This is a genomic window from Pseudoalteromonas sp. SR45-6 (assembly GCF_014163545.1).
GTDB lineage: Bacteria > Pseudomonadota > Gammaproteobacteria > Enterobacterales > Alteromonadaceae > Pseudoalteromonas > Pseudoalteromonas rhizosphaerae.
Genome location: NZ_JACJDM010000022.1, coordinates 36,729 through 56,641 on the forward strand (window position 1 = coordinate 36,729; position 19,913 = coordinate 56,641).

Genomic DNA, 19,913 nt, shown 5'->3' on the forward strand with positions numbered 1-19,913 from the left:
CGCGAAGCGCTACAATGGAGCAACTGCTATGATTAGCAAAGGCTTTTAACAACTTAATTCATTGGATACGAACATGCAATTACCTACCGTTGATTATAAAGCGAGCGATGCGGCCGCTCAATTTGTTGAGTCTCTTAGAAATACGGGCTTTGGTGTATTAAAAAACCACCCAATTCCACAGTCTCTTGTTGAATCAATTTATAAAAATTGGCAGGATTTTTTTAATTCTGAACAAAAACATGAATTCTTATTCTCTAAAGACACTCAAGATGGCTACTTTCCGCCTTCGGTATCAGAAGTTGCAAAAGGCTTTACAGTTAAAGATATTAAAGAATATTTTCATGTTTATCCAAAAGGCCGTGTACCAGCGCAGTTAGAAGCAGATATTCGCGAATATTATCGTTTAGCCAATGAGTTTGCTGCGACATTGTTAAGCTGGGTGCAAGCTGAAGCACCAGCGGATGTGCGTGCTAAGTTTTCAATCGATTTAAAAGATATGATTGCTGATTCAGAGCAAACATTATTACGTATATTACATTACCCGCCGATGACAGGTGATGAAGAACCTGGCGCTATTCGTGCTGCTGCACATGGTGATATTAATTTATTAACGGTATTACCTGCTTCAAATGAGCCAGGCTTGCAAGTACAAAAAACAGATGGCGGTTGGTTAGATGTGCCATGCGATTTTGGCAGTTTAATTATTAACATTGGCGACATGTTGCAAGAAGCGTCAGGTGGTTATTTCCCGTCGACTATTCACCGTGTTATTAACCCTACTGGCAAAGCGTCATCTAAGTCACGTATTTCTTTGCCGTTATTTTTGCACCCGCGTCCAGATGTGGTGTTATCAGCGCGTTATACTGCTGACAGTTACTTACAAGAGCGTCTGCGTGAGTTAGGTGTTAAATAGCATCACTCAAGTGATGATAGCTTTTCAACAGCGGCCACAGTGCCGCTTTTTTGTTTTTTAAGGTTGTGTTTTTTTAGTGAGTTATAGTGTGATGTGGCTAGTTAAATTTGGCTGACGCTATTTCAAACGTGAATATACCATGCATTATTGCGTACGATCGGTATAATGCGCCATTGGCCGATTGGGCCTTAAAATTATTGAGAGAAAATATGAGTTTTGATGGGTTAGGTTTATCACAGTCTTTAGTTAATGCGGTTTTAGAAAAGGGCTATGAAACGCCAACACCAATTCAGGCTCAAGCCATTCCAGCGATCATTGAAGGTCGTGATGTTATGGCTGCAGCGCAAACTGGTACAGGTAAAACAGCGGGTTTCACTTTACCGTTAATTGAGCGCTTATCAACAGGCCAAAAAGCCAAGGTTAACCAAGTTCGTGCTTTAATTTTAACCCCAACCCGTGAGCTGGCATTACAAGTAAGCGAGAACGTTGAAGAGTATGCTAAGCATTCTAATATCAGTTCTTTTGTTGTGTACGGTGGTGTTAAAATTAATCCGCAAATGATGCGTTTACGCAAAGGCGTAGATATTTTAGTTGCTACTCCGGGTCGTTTAATGGATTTGCATAACCAAAATGCCTTGAAGTTCGATAACCTCGAAGTGTTGGTGCTTGATGAAGCTGACCGTATGCTTGATATGGGCTTTATTCATGACATTAAACGTATCATCAGCAAGTTACCGGCTAAACGTCAAAACTTGATGTTCTCAGCGACGTTCTCAGACGATATTAGAGCGCTTGCGAAAGGGCTTATTAATGATCCGGTCGAAATTTCAGTCGCTGCAAAAAATACCACGGCAAAAAGTGTTACCCAATGCGTTTATGCGGTAGATAAAGCACGTAAAACCGCCTTGTTAAGTCATTTAATTCGTACTAATGATTGGCAACAAGTGTTGGTATTTAGCCGCACTAAACATGGTGCAAACCGTTTAGTAAAGCAGTTAGAGCGCGATGATATTGTTGGCGCTGCAATTCATGGTAATAAATCTCAAGGCGCGCGTGTTAAAGCGCTTGAAGGCTTTAAAAGTGGCGAAGTACGCGTACTTGTGGCAACGGATATTGTTGCCCGTGGTTTAGACATTGTTGAACTGCCACATGTAGTTAACTATGATTTGCCTAATGTGTATGAAGATTATGTGCATCGTATTGGTCGTACCGGCCGTGCGGGTGCATCTGGCGACGCAATTTCATTTGTAACACCGGAAGATGCTGATGACTTATACGGTATTGAACGTTTTATCGGTGAATTGATCCCACGTGCAAAAGAAGCTGGTTTTGAGCCAACAAAAGGAGTGCCTGAAAGAGAGCTTGATGCACGACCTATCAAACCTAAAAAGCCTAAAAAAGCGGGTCAGCCTTTTTCTAAACCTAAGTCTGATAGCAAAAAGCCAAATAATAACGGCGGTAATGGCATCGGCCCACGCCGTGGTGGCTCAGGTAAAAAACCTGCTGCTAAAGCCGCTGGTGAGCAAACACAAAACCCATGGGCTAAGCGTCAATCTGTTGGTGGCAGTGGTCAACGTCGTCGCTCTGGTAATGATGGCGTGAGTAACACGTAATAATATTTTGATAAAAAACGCGCCTAAGCTGGCGCGTTTTTTTATGCTTTTTATTTCTATAATGCTTTAAGATAATTAACTGCTAAGCCAATAAATAAGGTGACGGTGACACTTAAAAGTGTACCGAGCATAACATATTCGGTGAGTTTTTTATCTTTACTGGCACGTAAGTCGCCAAAGCGAAATACCGATTTTGCTGCTAATAAAAAGCCAACGCCAGCCAACTGATCTAGCAAAATAAATGTAAGCATTAATACTCGCTCAAGCATGCCAATACTTTGCCCCGCTGCTGGTAAACTTCCTGTGGAGCTAAACCCGGTAGTGAGACGCTCTAACATCATACGAATGAACACAGCACTGGGACTCAATACCAGTAAATAGCCACATAGCACCCATAATGTAGTGGGGGTTATCAGCCATTGCCAAATGCTGGTAATAAATTCACTGTTGTCGCTCAACCACACAGTCAGTAGTAGTATCACGACAAGATGAGCAAGTTGATCAATGATAAATGGCACAACTCCTTTGTTTGAATATGATTTTGCTAAATCAATTAAGTAGTGGGTCACGATAACAATAGCTGTGGCAATACCGATACGCGAGAGCTCTTGCCAGCCAAAACTAAACTCCCACCAGCTGACAATTGCTGCCGTAGTTAGACCGTGCACTAGCACATGCAAGTACAGTTTTTTAGCACGAAAGTGACGTGTATTACGGTTATTAACCCAACTCATTGGCTGCCAATAAAAATCAGCTATAATATGACCGATAAATAATGCAACTAATAACAACATAAAACTCATTTTTTTACTCCTATCACGGCATTAGCAATGGCCTGCTCTGCATAGTCTAAAAAACGCTCGATCAACTGATAATGTGCAAGATTAAGTAACTTGGTCACATTCTCACGACTGGTTTTTAATTGTTTAGCAAGTTCACTATGTTGATTGTTTTCTGCGGTTAAATAGACATATAAGGCATTCGCTTGTTTGTGTGTCATTTTGCTCAGGAGCACGTCAATAAAAGCTAGATTAAGGGTTAAGCCATCATTTTTGAGTTCATCAATACTGCTAAGAGTAAAGCGTTGGTTATGGATTTCGTCAAGACCGCGCCCCGATAATGTAAATGCAGAGCCTGTTGCTGTTTTAATATCGGCTCTAGCATTATCTATTTCACCAATGGCAAGGCTTTGGCGAATTTCATAGCCGGTGGCTTTAAGATGTAAGTAAAGCAGCACTGCGACACGGCATACTTGGGGTGGTTGATTTATTTGCACCTGAAAAGCATCGCCTCGATAAATAATACTTTGTCCTAGATGGCGTTGAGTAATTGCTCGCAAACTTTGGTCGAGCTGGTAGAGCATCGCATCGTAGTCGTGCTTTGGAATATGTTGTGATTTGATCACATCACCGCTGATCACCGCAATCATAAATGTCCTTGATTTAAGTTACATAAAGAAAAGTAACCAATTTTGGTTACATGCTTCAATGTAACTAATTTAGGTTACTTGAAAGCTAAATGCAAGGGCTTGAAATTAATCAGGGTATGCTACAGTAGCGTGATTAATTTAAAAGGGATAACGCATGAGTCAAGAAATACATAGTACAACGGCGAAAAAGCCGAGAGTGGGGATTTTTGTCGATGTCCAAAATATTTATTACACCTGTCGAGAGAGCTACCGAAAAAACTTTGATTACAATGCCTTTTGGGCAAAAATCAGTGATGACTATGATATAGACTGCGCGATTGCATATGCAATTTATCGCGGGGACGAAAAGCAATCTCAATTTCAAAATATTCTTCGTGCGATTGGTTTTGAGGTAAAGCTAAAACCATTTATTCAGCGTAAAGATGGCAGCGCAAAAGGCGATTGGGACGTCGGCATCACCATCGACATGCTAGAACAAGGTAAAAACCTCGACAAAGTTATTTTACTCTCCGGCGACGGGGATTTTGCCTTATTACTGGGTCATTTACAGCATCATTATAATGTACCGTGTGACGTCTATGGCGCTGATAGACTGACGGCTGATGCATTAAAACAAAGTGCGGCACAGTTTTTTTGCATTGATGATTCCCTGTTACTTTGAAACTAATGTATTAAAAACATAACATCATGTTAAAAATATTTGACATGATGTGAGCCCACTCTTATAGTCATTAATGTTAAGTATACTTAACATCAAATTTATTATTATAAGGGGGTGATATGAGTTATACACAAAAATCGCGGTTACTTGAGATGTGCATAACGATGGTTGTGTTGTTTAATTACTTGCAGTCAGTATTATCAATGACGCCAGAAGCTCAGATGGATCCGTTATTAGCAAGTGGCTTGTTGATATCACTTACGATACAAACCGTTGTAATGCTTATTGTGATGCACATTATCTTAGCGATATTTAATACTAAATATGCGGATCAAGCGAAAGATGAACGCGAACAGGCTATTGCCTTAAAAGCAAAAAGTGTTGCACTACTTATTTTACAATTAGGCGTTGTGAACGCGGTGTTTGCAATGCTGATTGACCCACATTTTGGGTTTGCAATTAGTCCGGTTCACCAGTTAGTAATCGCAGCGTTGGTGAGCGAGATAATCGGCGCTGGGGCCGAAGCTTGGCTATTATATAGAGGTTAGAATGGCAAAATTAGCGATTACTAACACGATCCGTGCATTACGGTTTCAGCATAATGAAATGACGCAGCAGCAATTAGCTGAAGTCGTTGGGGTGACGCGTCAAACAATTGCCGCAATTGAAGCGGCAAGGTATTCACCGTCGCTGGAGGTCGCTTTTAAGATCGCGATTGTTTTTAATCTACCACTAGAAAAAATATTCCAATATCGACAGTGAATCTTTACTAAATTATTATTTTTGGTAAGCTGGATGCATATTCTGCATTTTTATTTATGTTTTTTGGCCATTTAAGTTATGAAAATAGTGTTATAAATCACCATTTTTGTTTTTTTTAGGTAATAATGTCATTTTTAAACCTTATTATTACGTTAAAAGATAGTCGACACTAATTTAATTGATATTAATTATTTATTTAATTCAGTTAATTAGAGATAAATGTGGGATATGTGAGATTTTTTATAAAAAACTTAATGACAACGCTGTCATTTGTTGTGTAACATTAATTCAACATTGGTTGAGGGTGAATCGCATTAAGATAATAAAAAAACATGCGATTAATACAAATATAAAACGAAGGTTAGAGGTCGTTAAATGATGGCTAAGAGTGCGAATGAGGACCAATTGTATATTGGTATCGACGGTGGCGGAACTAAGTGCCGTGCAACTATATACTCTGTGCAAAACGGGGTATTAGGAACAGGTTTAGGTGGCCCTGCGAATCCATTACATGGGTTGGAGCGCACATTAGAGTCAATAATGGTATCTACACAATTGGCGATGCGCGATGCAGGTTTGCCATTAGAGTCTATTCATCAAGTGTATGCCGGTTTAGGATTGGCGGGTGTTAATTTACCGAACTTATATGAAAAAATAACAGAGTGGGAGCACCCATTTAAACAAATGTTTTTAACTACTGACTTACATACGGCGTGTATCGGGGCTCATGAAGGCGGTGATGGTGCTGTGATAATCACGGGTACTGGTTCATGTGGTTTTTCATATGTAAAAGGGCAGTCGGTGAATTACGGCGGTCATGGTTTTGCACTTGGCGATAAAGGCAGTGGCGCATGGATGGGCTTAGAGGCAATTAAAGCGGTGTTAATGGAGCTAGATGGTTTAGGTCCTCACACGATAATGACGCCAGTGGTTAAAGAGCATTTTAATGTCACCACAGCAATGGGCATTGCAGAGCAAATGGCCGGACAACCGTCAAGTAGCTATGCAAAACTTGCTCGCTATGTATTTGATGCAGCACACCAAGGCGATCAAATCGCTTTAGCCATTGTAAAAGACGGAGCGCAATACGTGAGTCAGTTAGCGCATCGTTTATTAGAGAACAATCCTCCGCGTTTATCTATGATCGGTGGTCTTGCAGAGCCTTTAAATCAATGGCTTGACCCAGCAATTGCAAAACTCGTTGAAGTACCAAAGCAACCGCCTGAAATGGGCGCAATTTATTTTGCACAGCAATCAGTATTAGAGCAAGACCAAAAGGTAGCACTGTAATGAAAACCTTCTATCGCGCGACACGTTTATTCACGGCTGAAAAATTTCTAGATAATGCATTATTCAGCGTTGAAAATGGCGTTTTTCATCTTGAAACTTCCACCACAGGCAGTGTTATTGAGCTAGATGGTTTAGTTGCGCCAGGCTTTATCGATGTACAAGTTAATGGCGGTGGCGGGGCATTTTTTAATGCTGAGCAAAGCACACAATGCTTAGATCGTATCGCAAAAGCGCATGGTCAATTTGGTACAACGGCACTGATGCCAACACTTATCACCGATAAAGTTGAAACCATGCAAGCAGCTGCTGATGCAACAGCAAAAGCAATATGCGAAGGGGTCGCGGGTGTATTAGGTATTCACTTTGAAGGTCCGCATTTGTCTTTTCCAAAAAAAGGCACACACAGTGAGCAGTTTATTCGCCCAATTAGCGAACAAGAATTTGCCATTTATGCGCGTCAAGATTTAGGTATCAAAATGGTTACCTTAGCGCCAGAAAATGTCAGCATTGCTGATATTGAGCGCTTAGTGGCGTGTGGTGTAAAAGTATCACTAGGTCACACTAATGCTGACTATACAACGACAATGGCGGCACTCAATGCTGGCGCCGATGGGTTTACACATTTATATAACGCGATGTCGCCGTTTACATCGCGTGAACCAGGCGTGGTTGGCGCTGCGCTTTGGCATGATAACAGCTGGTGTGGCTTAATTGTTGATGGGCATCATGTACATCCATTGTCTGCACAATTAGCTATTCGCACCAAACAGCGCGGCAAAATTATGTTAGTCACTGACGCAATGCCACCAGTGGGTACCGATGATATGGAATTTGATTTTTTTGACGGGCGCAAAGTAATTCGTACTGGGGATAGATTAAACTCAAGTACGGGCGAATTAGCAGGCAGTGTATTAGACATGGCCAGTGCAGTGCGTAATACCATTAATACATTGGATGTAAGCCTCAGTGAAAGTTTACGCATGGCTGCACTGTATCCAGCAGAATATTTAAACCTCAAGAAAAAGGGACGTTTACTTGATGGCTTTGATGCAGACTTTGTGGTGCTCGATGAACATCAGTTTGTAAAAGCCACTTATATTGCAGGTAATGCAGTGTAACGTTTCCCTGTAAAAACCCCGCAGTTGTATCGCGGGGCTTTTTATTTAAGAGTAAAAATAATGACAACAGCACATACAGACACAAAGCCGAGTAAAAAGCGCTTAGCATCTCTTGATGCTTTACGTGGCATGGATATGTTTTGGATTTTAGGTGGGCAATCTATTTTTGCCGCTTTATTTGTTTTAACCGGTTGGACTGGTTGGCAGGTATTTGAAGCGCATACGCTACACAGTGCATGGCATGGATTTACATTTTACGATTTGATTTTTCCGTTATTTATCTTTTTATCAGGTGTGGCGATGGGCTTAGCACCAAAACGCATCGATCACCTGCCATGGCAAGAGCGAAAAGTTTTTTATGCTAAAGCGTTAAAGCGGTTATTGCTATTGTGCGGGTTAGGGGTGATGTATAACCATGGTTGGGGCACAGGTATTCCGCTTGCCTTCGATGAAATACGCTATGCGAGTGTACTTGGTCGAATAGCGATTGCATGGTTTTTCTGTGCAATGCTAGTGTGGCATACCAGTATTCGCACACAGCTTTTTACAGCAATCGCTCTCCTGCTAGGGTATTGGATCTTGATGTGTTTTATTCCTGTACCAGGTGGTAACGCTGGTGATTTAAGTGCACAGGGGAGTTGGAATGCATGGTTTGATTCGCATTTTTTACCCGGTATTAGTTATCAAAATAGAGCCGTCGACCCCGAGGGCGTGTTATCGAGTCTACCAGCTATTGTGAATGCCATGTTTGGGGTATTTGCAGGACAACTAATCGCCAGAGCAAGTAAGGTTGGCGAGTGGCAAACAGCAGGCATATTATTTGTTGCAGGTGTTGTGAGTGTTTGCTTAGGTTGGCTTTGGGATTTACAGTTTCCAGTTAATAAAGAATTATGGACCAGTTCATTTGTTTTAGTCACAGTCGGGTGGAGCGCAATATTACTGGCTGTGTTTTATGCAGTGGTTGATATTCTCAATGGCCAAAAATTAGCTTATCCGTTTGTGATTATTGGTGCTAACTCAATCATTATTTATTTGGCATCAAGCTTAGTGAATTGGGAGTTTATAAGCCATAGCGTGTTTGGTGGCTTTATTGCAGCAGCAGCTACCGATTGGCAGCCACTGATTGGCGTGGTTGCGCTTTTGCTGGTGCAAATGCTTTTATTACATTGGATGTATAAGCGCAAAATATTTGTCAGTGTTTAGCTGGCTAATGTACAGCACAGTAAAAAAGGTATATTTTTATTCACTTTTACTTTACAAACTAAAATTGAATGGTAATAATGACAGCGTTGTCATAATGGTATTGACCAAATAGTGTATCCCTGTTTGGTTTGATCTAAGGCCCAATCCGATTGCACATGGGGTTGGGACTTAGATCCCATTTTTTCATCAACTAATTTAATAACTGAGCAAATTAATATGCAAATAGTAATTTTAAATGATGCAGCAGCCGTAGCAGCATATGGCGCAAATATTTTCGCAACACAATTACAAAAAAAACCAACGTCAGTGCTCGGTTTAGCAACGGGCTCTACGCCAGTTGCGTTATATCAAGAATTAATCGCTAAAAATAAAGCGGGTGAGATTTCATTTTCACAAGCAACAACGTTTAATTTAGATGAATACTTAGGTTTAACGGGCGATCATCCACAAAGTTACCGCCACTTTATGAATGAGCAATTGTTTAGCCATATTGATATAAACAAAGATAATACCTTTGTACCGCCAGGGGATGCCCTAAACCCAATTACAGCATGCAAAGAATACGAAGACAAAATAGTTGCAGCAGGCGGTGTTGATGTACAGTTATTAGGCATCGGACGTAATGGTCACATCGGCTTTAATGAGCCTTCATCAGGTCTGCGTTCACGTACTCGCGTAAAAACACTCACAAAAGCAACGGTAGATGATAATGCCCGTTTTTTTGCTGCTGATGAATATCAGCCACAGTTATCAATTACGATGGGAATTGGTACGATTTTAGAGGCGAAAAAAGTCGTATTACTTGCAACGGGTGAAAATAAAGCGGATGCGGTACGCGCTATGATTGAAGGGCCACTGATGGCTGCATGTCCAGCGTCGGCACTACAGCTTCATCAAGATGCAGTGATTGTAATTGATCAAGCGGCGGCAAGTAAATTAGCCGATTTAGAATTTTATCAGCATATTGAAGCTGAAAATCAAAAATTACAGGCTCATTTAGCTACATTGTAATTACGACAGAATTTATTGTGTGTTTAAAAAAGTCCGTAAGGGCTTTTTTTTTGCCTATTTGTCAGTGAGTAATAATTGGGTTTAAGTAAGTGTTATGGTAGTTTTAGCCATCTAAATAGTAAAAAGGATAAGCATGCTTAATTACAGCCAGATGCCTTTAAACCGTGCATCAAACCTACGTAAAGAGCAACAATGGGTGGCAGCACAAATAAATGAGCAAAGCCGTTGGTTATTGGTGAATAACAATCACACTTTATTTGATATAAATAATATTGCTGTGACTTTTTTAAGCTTTAGTGATGTGGGTCACTTAGCATTAAACGAAGCGATTTTTTTAGGTTTAGATGAGCAGCAAACCAGTCATTTCGCACTTGATGTAAGCAAGCTAGACGAAGCCGTCTTAAGTCAGCTGATAGGTGACGCTGAGTTTGTTGATATTCGCCGCTTTGGGGTGCAAGTGGAAATCGCGCAAGGCTCAATGGCTGCACTGGCACGAGGTTTGTGTTACTGGCATGCAACTCATCGTTTTTGTGGACGTTGTGGCAGCGAAAACGAGCTTGTTGAAGCTGGTCATTCACGTTTATGTAGTAATGATGGGTGTAAACACCAAACGTTTCCGCGAACTGATCCGGCCGTGATCATGGTGGTTACTCGTACATTTGCTGATGGTGTTGAACGCTGTTTACTTGGTCGCCAAGCTGTGTGGGCAGCAGGTATGTATTCGTCTTTAGCTGGTTTTGTTGATCCGGGCGAAAGCTTAGAGCAAGCGGTGGCGCGTGAAGTGATGGAAGAAGCGGGCATTGTGGTTGAAAATGTTAAGTATATTGCCTCGCAGCCGTGGCCATTTCCATCATCGATTATGCTGGGCTTTATCGCTGAAGCTGTTACGGAAGATATCCAGGTTGATAAAGACGAACTAGACGATGCGCGGTGGTTTAGCCGTGAAGAGCTTGCTCTATTTGGCAATTGGCACGAAGAGGGGGAGCATTTAAAGCTACCAAAAGCTGATTCTATCTCGCGCTATTTAATCGACTATTGGTGTAATTTGCAAGATTAAGCATAGTGCAGAGTATGTTCTAACGAAATATTTTAAGGATTAATGATGACGACAAAAAGCAATAAAAGTACGCTGTTAGTAAGTACCGGACGTAAAAAAGCATATACTCATGGGGTGGTTAACCCCGTAGTGCAACGTGCATCGACAGTTGTTTTTGATTCAGTGGCAGAGCTTAAAGAAGCGGCAAAAAAACGTGGCGATAAAACACTTTTTTATGGTCGTCGTGGTACTACTACACATTTTGCATTACAAGAGGCGATCACTGAGCTTGAAGGTGGTGAGGGATGTGCGCTTTATCCATGTGGTGCAGCGGCCATTAGCAGCACACTATTGGCTTTTTTGAAAGCGGGCGATCATATCTTAATGGTAGATAATGCTTATGAACCAACGCGTGATTTTTGCGATAAAATTTTAGCTGGCTTTGGCGTTGAGACGACTTATTATCCTCCAACAATTGGAGCAGATATTAAAGCGCTGATCAAAGACAACACCAAAGTGCTGTTTTTAGAGTCGCCAGGTTCTATCACCATGGAAATTCAAGATGTACCAGCCATGGTTGCAGTTGCCAATGAGCATGAGGTAATGACCATGCTTGATAACACCTATGGTAATGGCTTGCATTATCGCCCACTTGAACACGGGGTGGATATTAGTATTCAAGCGGCAACTAAATACATTGTGGGTCATTCGGACGTGATGATGGGTGTGGCAGTGGCCAATAAAAAATACTGGCCGACACTAAGAGAAAATTCATATTTACTTGGTCAATGTACGTCGGCTGATGACGCCTATTTAGCGTTAAGAGGCCTGCGCACTATGGCGGTACGTTTAAATCAGCATGAAAAAGCCGCGATTGAAGTTGCGAAGTGGTTAGAGCAGCATCCATTGGTTGACCATATTCGTCATCCAGCATTTGCAACGTGTCCGGGTCATGAGTTTTTTAAGCGTGATTTTGATGGTAGTAATGGCTTATTTTCTTTTGTTATGAAACAAGGGAACCAAAGCGCGATTGATGCCTTTTTAGATAGTTTAGAGCATTTTAAAATGGGCTTCTCGTGGGGAGGCTTTGAGAGTTTAGTGACTGCCAACTTAACTATGAAAGGTTTACGCTCAGTAACTGGTTGGACGCAAGGGCCAGTGATCCGCTTACATATAGGCCTTGAAGATGCGGACGATTTGATCGCTGATTTAAGCCAAGCACTCGACATATACCAGCAGAATTTGTAGCTTGCGGATCAGTAAGACTACATTATTTGTTACAAAGCTCGTATTAATACGGGCTTTTTTTTGCTAGTAATTCAACACGTTTGCCCTTAGTGTAAGCTGTATATAGATTAATAAGGAATATCTGTGACGCAACTCCACCCTCAGCGATTATTAAAGATTGCCCAGTTTGAACTAGTGAGATTATTTTTAACCAAGCGCGGCTTACTTGCTGTTGCCGCATTTTCGATTTGTTGGTTATTGATTTTACGCTATCCGATAGGTCAAGCGGTCAGCTTAATTAGTTCGCCCCAAATAGCCGATTTAGCACAACAAGTATTTGGTGCTATTGGACTGAGTAAATTACTCGATTGGCCTGAAGCTGAATTAGCAATGTATTGGTTAATTGCATTGTATAGCTTTCCTAGTTTCTGCTTGTTTTTATGTAGCGACCAACTTGTTGGTGATAAACAACGAGGAACACTACGCTTTTTATCTCTTAGAGCTACCCGAAATGAAATGTTATTTGGCCGCTTTTTAGGACAGGTATTTATTTTAGCAGCATTAATACTTGTTACCTTGGTAGCTTCAGTTGCAGTTATGGTATTTAGAGATCCAGCATTATTAGTCAGTGGCATAAGTCGCAGCTTTATTTTGTTCTGTTATTTATTAATTGCTGTTTTGCCCTTTATAGCACTAATGACGTTGTTAAATACTTTTGCACGCTCAGCGCGTTTAACTGTGGTGCTTGCCGTATTATTTTTTGCTGGCGGGAATATTGTGGTCAGTATTTTAAGCTGGCAAATCCCCGTTTTGGCAATGCTTGATTATGTTTTCCCTGGCGTACAACTTGATCAAATGGCAGGACAAAACGCAGGAATATTTAATAGCATTGGCATTGCGTTAATACAAACTACCGTGATGCTAGCGATTGCTCAGCGTATTTTTGCAAGGAGTTCTCTATGAGCACACTAATACACGCGAAGGGTTTAACTAAGCAGTATGGTAATAAATTAGCCCTTGATCAGGTAAGTTTTGAGATCCAGCAAGGCGCGCCAGTAGCATTGGTTGGGCCAAATGGTGCTGGTAAAACCACCTTGTTTAGTTTGTTATGCGGTTATATTTTACCAACAAAAGGCACGCTCAATATTATTGGGCATAACCCCGGCAGTAGTGAATTGTTTGGCAAGCTCAGTGCGTTACCGCAAGATGCTCAACTTGATCCGCGCTTTAGTATCGCTCACCAACTGGCGTTTTATGGCCAGCTACAAGGGCTGTCAAATAAGCAAAGCCAAGCAGAAGCGATCCGCGTACTTGAGTTAGTCGGACTAGCTGACGTTGCTAAACAGCGTTCTGATGATTTATCACATGGAATGCGTAAACGTGTCACCATAGGTCAAGCGCTGATCGGGAAACCACAAATAGTCATGCTGGATGAAGCAACCGCTGGGCTTGATCCTATTCATGCTCGCGAAGTACGCGAAGTGGTTGCGAATCTTAGCAGTGAGGCTACCTTTATTTTAAGTTCGCATGATTTAACTGAACTAGAACGCTTATGTTCACATGTACTGCACCTTGATAAAGGTAAGCTCACAGAGCATCCAACGCACAGTGATAATAGCGAACTAGAGTCTGGATTTATTACATTGTTATTGAGCGAGCATTACCCGGATGTTGAAGAGAAAATACAAGCTTTAGCAGAAGTGTCTAAAGTGTATATGAGCCAAGCTAAAGAATATGTTATCGAGTACCAAAAAACGGCGACACCATTTGATATCACCATACTGCAACATTGTTATCAGCAAGGTTGGCGGTATCGCCAATTGGTAAACGGCCATACATTAGAAAATCAAATATTTAAACAGGAGCAAATATAATGGGTTTATTAAGTGGTTTAATGGGTAATGCCAGTGAAATTGATGACAATGATTTAGAAAAAGTATTGGCAAATACACTGATTGAAGGTGAACAAGTTGAAAAGGCCTATAAAGTGGTACGTGACATGTTTATTTTTACTAACAAACGTTTAATTTTGTTGGATAAGCAGGGGGTCACTGGCTCAAAAATAGAGATGATCAGTATTGCTTATTCAAAAATTACTAAGTTTAGTAAAGAAAGTGCAGGTCATTTTGATTTAGATGCTGAATTAAAAATTTGGGTTGGCTCTGATCCAACACCGATCAGCAAAGACTTTAAATCGGGTGATAATATCAATGATGTGTACCGGATAATCAGCCAGTACGCGCTTTGATCATAATTGAGCTTTTAAAACGGTAGCGATTAACATTCCTATTCGCTACCTTTTTTTTACACTTCCTTACATCCACTTACATTTTTATAATAAAATACAAGCACTTAGTTAAGTTTCAATTCAGTTTACTCGCGTTAGGATGTGCCCCGTCTTAACCAACCGGTTAAACGTTAAACCTTGTAGCAATAAAACAATGTAAAATAGGGAAATCTTTTTATGAAAAAATTAGCAGTTATTATTTCGAGTATTCTTCTTTCTAGTGCCGCGACTGCTGCGGATAACTATCAGTCAATCAGCCATTTAGGATATATGGATACCGATGGCAACGACACAGTTAGTGTTGATTCAAAATATTACTTCTCACCAAAAGCAACATTAGGTCCTTACGATCAATTTGAGTATATTAACAAGCAAACCAACGTATATGGTTCATACATTGATAATGACTTTAGCGATGTAACAACTATCGGTGGTGAGTACTTTGTTGAAAATTTTGTGGTAGGTGCTCAATATAGCAACCTTGATGTTGATTCTGTTTCAAGCAAAGACGTATTTAATGTATCAGCAGGTTACTTTTTTAATCCAAATTTATTATTAAAAGCAACGTTTATTGATGTTGAAGATGCTGATAATGTGTTTATGTTCGATTTAGCATATAACCACCAATTAAACAGCACAGATTACATCGGCTTCACTTTAACATCAGACGATGAGTTTGATTACCGTGCAGTGAATGCAAAATATTTCATGGACCTTAAGCAAGGTAACTACCTAACAGTTGAAGGTACTATTTCAGATACTGACGACAGTGGTAGTTCATGGGAATTAGGTTCTAATTACTACTTCACTAAAGCGACATCAGCGTTTGTTACATTTAATAAAAACGATGATTACACTTTTGGTGCTCAACATTTCTTCAACAAAAATGTTGGCTTAAAAGCGGGTTACGGTAATAACTGGGATGATTCTGGTTATGACGCTTACTTTGCAAATGTAAGCTTACAGTTCTAATCAAACTGTAAATTTAGTACTGCAATACTAAAAAAGCCCGCTCAATTGAGCGGGCTTTTGCATTTTGCTATTTAACTAGTTAACTTACCAACCACATTGACGGCCTTTATTTTGCTCATCAAGATATTTTTGCAGTGGCGCAAAGTAATCAAGTAGGGCTGTTGCATCCATTTCAGGTTTACCTGTTACGGTGGCTAATGCTTCTTGCCAAGGGCGGCTTGAACCCATTTCTAGCATAGCATTGAGTTTTTCACCTGCTTCTTTAGAGTTGTATACTGAGCAGCGATGAATGGCTTCTTTGTTACCTGCTATTTCACATAAACTACGGTGGAAATCAAACTGTAAAATATGCGCTAAGAAGTAACGTGTATAAGGTGTATTACCTGGCACATGATATTTTGCACCTGGATCAAAGTCAGCTTCGCTTCGTGCGATAGGTGCTTTTACACCTTGGTACTTTTCACGTAATTCCCACCATGCCTTATTGTAGTTTTCAGGGGTTACTGCACCTGAAAATACTTGCCAACGCCATTGGTCCACAAGTAAACCAAATGGAATAAAGGCAACTTTATCCAGCGCCATCTTCATTAATAAGCCAATGTCTTTCGATTCATCAGGCACTTGCTCTAATAAACCAATTTCTTTTAAGTAACCAGGTGTTACCGAAAGCGCAATGGTATCGCCAATGGCTTCGTGGAAACCGTCGTTAGCACTTTCTTGATAATAAAGCGGTTGGGTATTGTAAGCGCGTTGGTAGAAGTTGTGACCTAACTCATGGTGAATAACTGAGAATTCTTCACCAGTACGCTGAATACACATTTTAATGCGTAAGTCGTCTTTACTATCTATATTCCACGCTGAAGCATGGCACTGTACATCACGATCGGCAGGTTTAGTGAATAACGAACGTTGGTAAAAGGTGTCAGGTAAAGGTGCAAATCCCATTGAGGTGAAAAATTTTTCAGCGCCGCGTACCATTTTAAGTTCATCGTAGTTATGCTCGGCTAATAATGCGGTTACATCATAACCAGGATCGGCATTTTCAGGTGCGACTACATCGTAAATGTTGCCCCACGATTGCGCCCACATATTACCTAATAAATGCGCTGGGATAGGTTGGTCTTGAGGTACTTTGTCTTCACCGTATTTTTCACCTAACTTGGCACGAACATGACAATGCAGCGAATCATATAATGGTTTTACTTGCCCCCAAATACGATCAAGTTCTTTGGCAAAATCATCTGCTGGCATATCATACTTACTACGCCACATTGCACCAGTGTCTGCATAACCAAGCTCTTTAGCGCCTTCATTGGTTAATACAACTTGTTGTTCATACAGTGGACGCATTGGTTTTGATACCTGGCGCCAACCTTGCCATAAATCAAGCAGTTCGTTGTAATCACGGCTGGTGGCCATTGTTGCAGTCATATCACCTAGGCTTAAACAGCTGCCATCGTCTTTACAATATTTACCTTTACCATATATACCGCCAAGTTCAGCCACAAGCTGTGATAGTTTTGCTGTTTTTTCTGCATCTTGTGGGGCAGGTAAAGTCAGTGCCAATTTTAATTTGTCGAGTTTACGACGTGCGTCATAATCAAGTTCGAGAGAGTCAAACTGTGCAGCTTCGTTAGCAAGGCGAACCACCGCTTCGGTCATTTTACGATTTACTTCAGCTGATAGGGCTGATGTATCATGCGTTATAAAGTTAGCGTATATCCATTCCGCGCGACTTGATTCTAGATATAAAGCACTGAGCTCTTGCTCTGTCGTATCTAAAAAGGCTTGCGCGTCTTTTGCAGTTACCGGCGCAGGGCTTGCAGCTTGAGTTACTGTGTTAGTGGCTTCTTGGTTACAGCCGCTTAATGCTAATGTGCTGGCAACCATTATTGCGCTCAAACTGAGCTTAAAATGTGGAGTAGTCATGTTAACCCTTATATTTGTTATTTATCGGGTAGGATGATAGCAGCGTCTATGTGTTAGGCAAAGTTTATCAATAACCGACTCTTTAGCTCAGGCAATGCGAGTTTACAGTGGCATTGTATTTATTAAAGGATCGGTCATAATTAAGTCAATCTGTTTTATTAATTAATAAGGATAGTTTCCATGTCAGTGTTTATTTTGTTACTGGTGTTGGTGATAGTTATTTTTGCGGTTAAAGATATCCGCTTAAATCTCGTCAGTCGCCCGACATTTAAAATGTTTAAAAAGGTATTACCGCCGCTTTCGCAAACTGAGCGTGAAGCGATGGAAGCGGGCGACGTGTGGTGGGATGGAGAACTATTTAGTGGCAATCCTGATTGGCAACTACTTCACAGCTACCCAAAGCCAGAGTTGAGCGAAAAAGAGCGAATATTTTTAGACAATGAAGTGGACACACTGTTGGCAATGCTTGATGACTATCATATTGTGCAAAAAGATAAAGACTTGCCAAAAGAAGTATGGGATTACCTAAAGACCCAAGGTTTCTTTGCGCTGATCATTCCCGAGAAATTTGGCGGACGCCAGTTTTCAGCAATTGCAAACTCAACCATCGTAGCTAAAATCGCCACTAAAAGCTTAACAGCTGCAGTCACCGTGATGGTGCCCAACAGTTTAGGCCCTGGTGAATTACTATTACATTATGGTACAAAAGAGCAGCAAGAGCGCTGGTTACCTTCACTTGCGAAAGGGGATGATGTGCCGTGTTTTGCTCTAACAGGCCCTGAAGCAGGCTCTGATGCTGGCAGTATTCCTGACTCTGGCGTAGTGTGTAAGGGTGAGTTTGAAGGCCAAGAAGTTGTAGGCTTACGATTAAATTGGTCAAAACGCTACATTACGCTTGCACCCGTAGCAACGGTTCTTGGACTTGCTTTTAAAATGTATGATCCCGATGGATTACTTGGTAAACATAAAGAGCTAGGTATAACCTGTGCGCTGATCCCAACAGATCACCCTGGTGTGGAAACGGGTGAGCGCCATTATCCATTGAATATGGCGTTTATGAATGGCACAACCTACGGTAAAGATGTATTTATTCCTCTTGATTGGATCATTGGCGGTCAAAAAGGGGCTGGACGAGGTTGGCGGATGTTGGTTGAGTGCTTAAGTGCCGGGCGCGGTATTTCATTACCAGCATTGAGCAGTGCAACAGGGCATTTATGTGCCCGTATGACATCGGCCTATGCAATGGTACGTCAACAATTTGGTGTTTCTATCGGGCAGTTTGAAGGCGTGCAAGAGGCGCTGGCTCGCATTGGTGGACTAACCTATAGTCTTGAATCATGCCGCTTAATGACTGCCGGAGCCATTGATTTAAAATTAAGCCCATCAGTGGTGACTGCGATTGCCAAATATCATATGACAGAGATGGGCCGTACGGTAATGAATGATGCTATGGACATTCATTCGGGTAAGGGGATCCAAGTGGGGCCAAATAACTATTTAGCGCACGGTTATATGGGCATTCCAGTATCAATTACTGTTGAAGGGGCGAATATTTTAACCCGTAATCTGATGATCTTCGGTCAAGGTGCAACTCGTTGCCACCCATTTGTACTCAAAGAAATGGAAGCCGCAGCAATGGAAGATGACGATCTTGCGTTAAAAGAATTTGATTCATTATTACTGCAGCATATTTTATTTGCCGCTACTAATGCGAGTATGGCTTTTATACATGGATTAACGCGAAGCTATTTTGCAAAATCGCCCGTTTGCGGTGAGACTGCTTCATATTATAAGCAGTTAGGGCGTATGAGCCGAGGACTTGCCTTTAGCACTGATGTGGCAATGTTAGTACTTGGTGGTGAGCTTAAACGTAAAGAGATGATTTCAGCGCGTTTAGGGGATGTCTTAAGCCACTTATACTTAGCATCTTGTGTATTAAAACGTTTTGAAGACGAGGGGCGTCAACAAGCTGATCTTCCGTTCGTAAAATATGCGGTTGAATTGTCACTGTTTGAAATTGGCCAAGCATTTGACGGTTTTTTCAAAAACTTTTCAAACCCAGTTATTAACTTCATTTTAAAACGTATTGTATTTCCGCTTGGTAATCATTATCAGCGCCCAAGTGATGAACTTGCACAAACAATTTGTGAGCATATGACCCAACCTGGGGTATTTAGAAACCGCTTAACTCATTTATGTTATGTGGATGATAAAGCGGGTACTGGTGTGATGGAGAATGCGTTTATGGCGATGCATGATACCAGCTCCGCCTTCAAACGATTGAAGAAATGGCAACGTGACGGCACACTTAACCGTAATGCTGATATAGCAACTGCAATCGACAGTGCGCTTGAAAAACAGTTAATAACTGATGAGCAAGGCGAAAAGCTACATGCTGCAAATAACCTACGCAAACAGGCTATTGCGGTAGATAATTATCAGCCAGGTGAACTGTAATAGCG

At 41.2% G+C, this 19,913-nt stretch carries 19 protein-coding genes; 16 read left to right on the forward strand and 3 right to left on the reverse strand.

Going from position 1 to position 19,913, the window contains the following annotated elements; all coding sequences use genetic code 11:
- Positions 1-73: 73 nt before the first annotated feature.
- Both H5158_RS11250 and H5158_RS11255 read left to right on the forward strand, forming a co-directional pair.
- Positions 74-913: an isopenicillin N synthase family oxygenase gene (locus H5158_RS11250; RefSeq protein ID WP_145242335.1), complete on the forward strand. Its 840-nt coding sequence runs from the start codon at positions 74-76 to the stop codon at positions 911-913.
- Positions 914-1,122: 209 nt separating this feature from the next.
- Positions 1,123-2,526: a DEAD/DEAH box helicase gene (locus tag H5158_RS11255; RefSeq protein WP_182740044.1), complete on the forward strand. Its 1,404-nt coding sequence runs from the start codon at positions 1,123-1,125 to the stop codon at positions 2,524-2,526.
- A 56-nt stretch (positions 2,527-2,582) separates the two neighbouring features.
- Here H5158_RS11255 and H5158_RS11260 read toward each other — a convergent pair whose 3' ends face one another.
- The gene (locus H5158_RS11260) at positions 2,583-3,329 is read right to left on the reverse strand and encodes a DUF3307 domain-containing protein (RefSeq protein WP_145242331.1); all 747 of its coding nucleotides are present in this window, start codon (positions 3,327-3,329) and stop codon (positions 2,583-2,585) included.
- Entirely contained in the window at positions 3,326-3,955 is a 630-nt protein-coding gene (locus tag H5158_RS11265) for a hypothetical protein (RefSeq protein ID WP_145242329.1), read from the reverse strand. The genes H5158_RS11260 and H5158_RS11265 overlap by 4 nt, the downstream gene beginning before the upstream one ends.
- 154 nt (positions 3,956-4,109) lie before the next feature.
- On the opposite strand from H5158_RS11265, the gene H5158_RS11270 reads away from it, so the two are divergent.
- The 13 genes from H5158_RS11270 to H5158_RS11330 all read left to right on the forward strand — a co-directional run bounded on the left by H5158_RS11270 (position 4,110) and on the right by H5158_RS11330 (position 15,522).
- The gene (locus tag H5158_RS11270) at positions 4,110-4,616 is read left to right on the forward strand and encodes an NYN domain-containing protein (protein WP_179959226.1); all 507 of its coding nucleotides are present in this window, start codon (positions 4,110-4,112) and stop codon (positions 4,614-4,616) included.
- A 119-nt stretch (positions 4,617-4,735) separates the two neighbouring features.
- Positions 4,736-5,164 (forward strand): hypothetical protein, encoded by a 429-nt coding sequence (locus H5158_RS11275; RefSeq protein WP_149982956.1) that lies wholly within the window; start codon positions 4,736-4,738, stop codon positions 5,162-5,164.
- Position 5,165: 1 nt separating this feature from the next.
- The gene (locus H5158_RS11280; protein WP_149982957.1) at positions 5,166-5,378 is read left to right on the forward strand and encodes a helix-turn-helix transcriptional regulator; all 213 of its coding nucleotides are present in this window, start codon (positions 5,166-5,168) and stop codon (positions 5,376-5,378) included.
- A 375-nt stretch (positions 5,379-5,753) separates the two neighbouring features.
- A complete protein-coding gene (gene nagK, locus H5158_RS11285) occupies positions 5,754-6,668 on the forward strand; it encodes an N-acetylglucosamine kinase (protein WP_149982958.1) in 915 nt (304 codons plus the stop codon).
- The gene (gene nagA / locus H5158_RS11290) at positions 6,668-7,786 is read left to right on the forward strand and encodes an N-acetylglucosamine-6-phosphate deacetylase (RefSeq protein ID WP_145242321.1); all 1,119 of its coding nucleotides are present in this window, start codon (positions 6,668-6,670) and stop codon (positions 7,784-7,786) included. Before nagK ends, nagA begins: the two co-directional genes overlap by 1 nt.
- A gap of 60 nt (positions 7,787-7,846) precedes the next feature.
- Positions 7,847-8,989, forward strand: a complete 1,143-nt coding sequence (gene nagX, locus H5158_RS11295) for a transmembrane glucosamine N-acetyltransferase NagX (RefSeq protein ID WP_145242319.1) — start codon at positions 7,847-7,849, stop codon at positions 8,987-8,989.
- 216 nt (positions 8,990-9,205) lie between these two features.
- A complete protein-coding gene (nagB, locus tag H5158_RS11300) occupies positions 9,206-10,000 on the forward strand; it encodes a glucosamine-6-phosphate deaminase (RefSeq protein ID WP_182740045.1) in 795 nt (264 codons plus the stop codon).
- A gap of 133 nt (positions 10,001-10,133) precedes the next feature.
- Entirely contained in the window at positions 10,134-11,057 is a 924-nt protein-coding gene (nudC, locus tag H5158_RS11305) for an NAD(+) diphosphatase (protein ID WP_182740046.1), read from the forward strand.
- A gap of 45 nt (positions 11,058-11,102) precedes the next feature.
- On the forward strand, positions 11,103-12,284 hold the full coding sequence (locus H5158_RS11310) for a cystathionine beta-lyase (RefSeq protein WP_182740049.1): 1,182 nt from the start codon (positions 11,103-11,105) through the stop codon (positions 12,282-12,284).
- A 123-nt stretch (positions 12,285-12,407) separates the two neighbouring features.
- Positions 12,408-13,226 (forward strand): ABC transporter permease subunit, encoded by an 819-nt coding sequence (locus tag H5158_RS11315; protein WP_149982961.1) that lies wholly within the window; start codon positions 12,408-12,410, stop codon positions 13,224-13,226.
- A complete protein-coding gene (locus tag H5158_RS11320) occupies positions 13,223-14,137 on the forward strand; it encodes an ABC transporter ATP-binding protein (RefSeq protein WP_182717974.1) in 915 nt (304 codons plus the stop codon). The genes H5158_RS11315 and H5158_RS11320 overlap by 4 nt, the downstream gene beginning before the upstream one ends.
- Entirely contained in the window at positions 14,137-14,511 is a 375-nt protein-coding gene (locus H5158_RS11325; RefSeq protein ID WP_145242310.1) for a PH domain-containing protein, read from the forward strand. The genes H5158_RS11320 and H5158_RS11325 overlap by 1 nt, the downstream gene beginning before the upstream one ends.
- A gap of 216 nt (positions 14,512-14,727) precedes the next feature.
- On the forward strand, positions 14,728-15,522 hold the full coding sequence (locus H5158_RS11330; protein WP_182740047.1) for a putative porin: 795 nt from the start codon (positions 14,728-14,730) through the stop codon (positions 15,520-15,522).
- 84 nt (positions 15,523-15,606) lie between these two features.
- Here H5158_RS11330 and H5158_RS11335 read toward each other — a convergent pair whose 3' ends face one another.
- Positions 15,607-17,451 carry a M2 family metallopeptidase gene (locus tag H5158_RS11335; protein ID WP_149982965.1) on the reverse strand — a complete coding sequence of 615 codons (1,845 nt, stop codon included), beginning with the start codon at positions 17,449-17,451 and terminating at the stop codon, positions 15,607-15,609.
- Positions 17,452-17,631: 180 nt separating this feature from the next.
- Here H5158_RS11335 and H5158_RS11340 point away from each other — a divergent pair, with 180 nt between their 5' ends.
- Complete coding sequence (locus H5158_RS11340; protein WP_182717976.1) at positions 17,632-19,908, forward strand: acyl-CoA dehydrogenase; 2,277 nt, start codon at positions 17,632-17,634, stop codon at positions 19,906-19,908.
- The last annotated feature ends 5 nt before the right edge of the window (positions 19,909-19,913 follow it).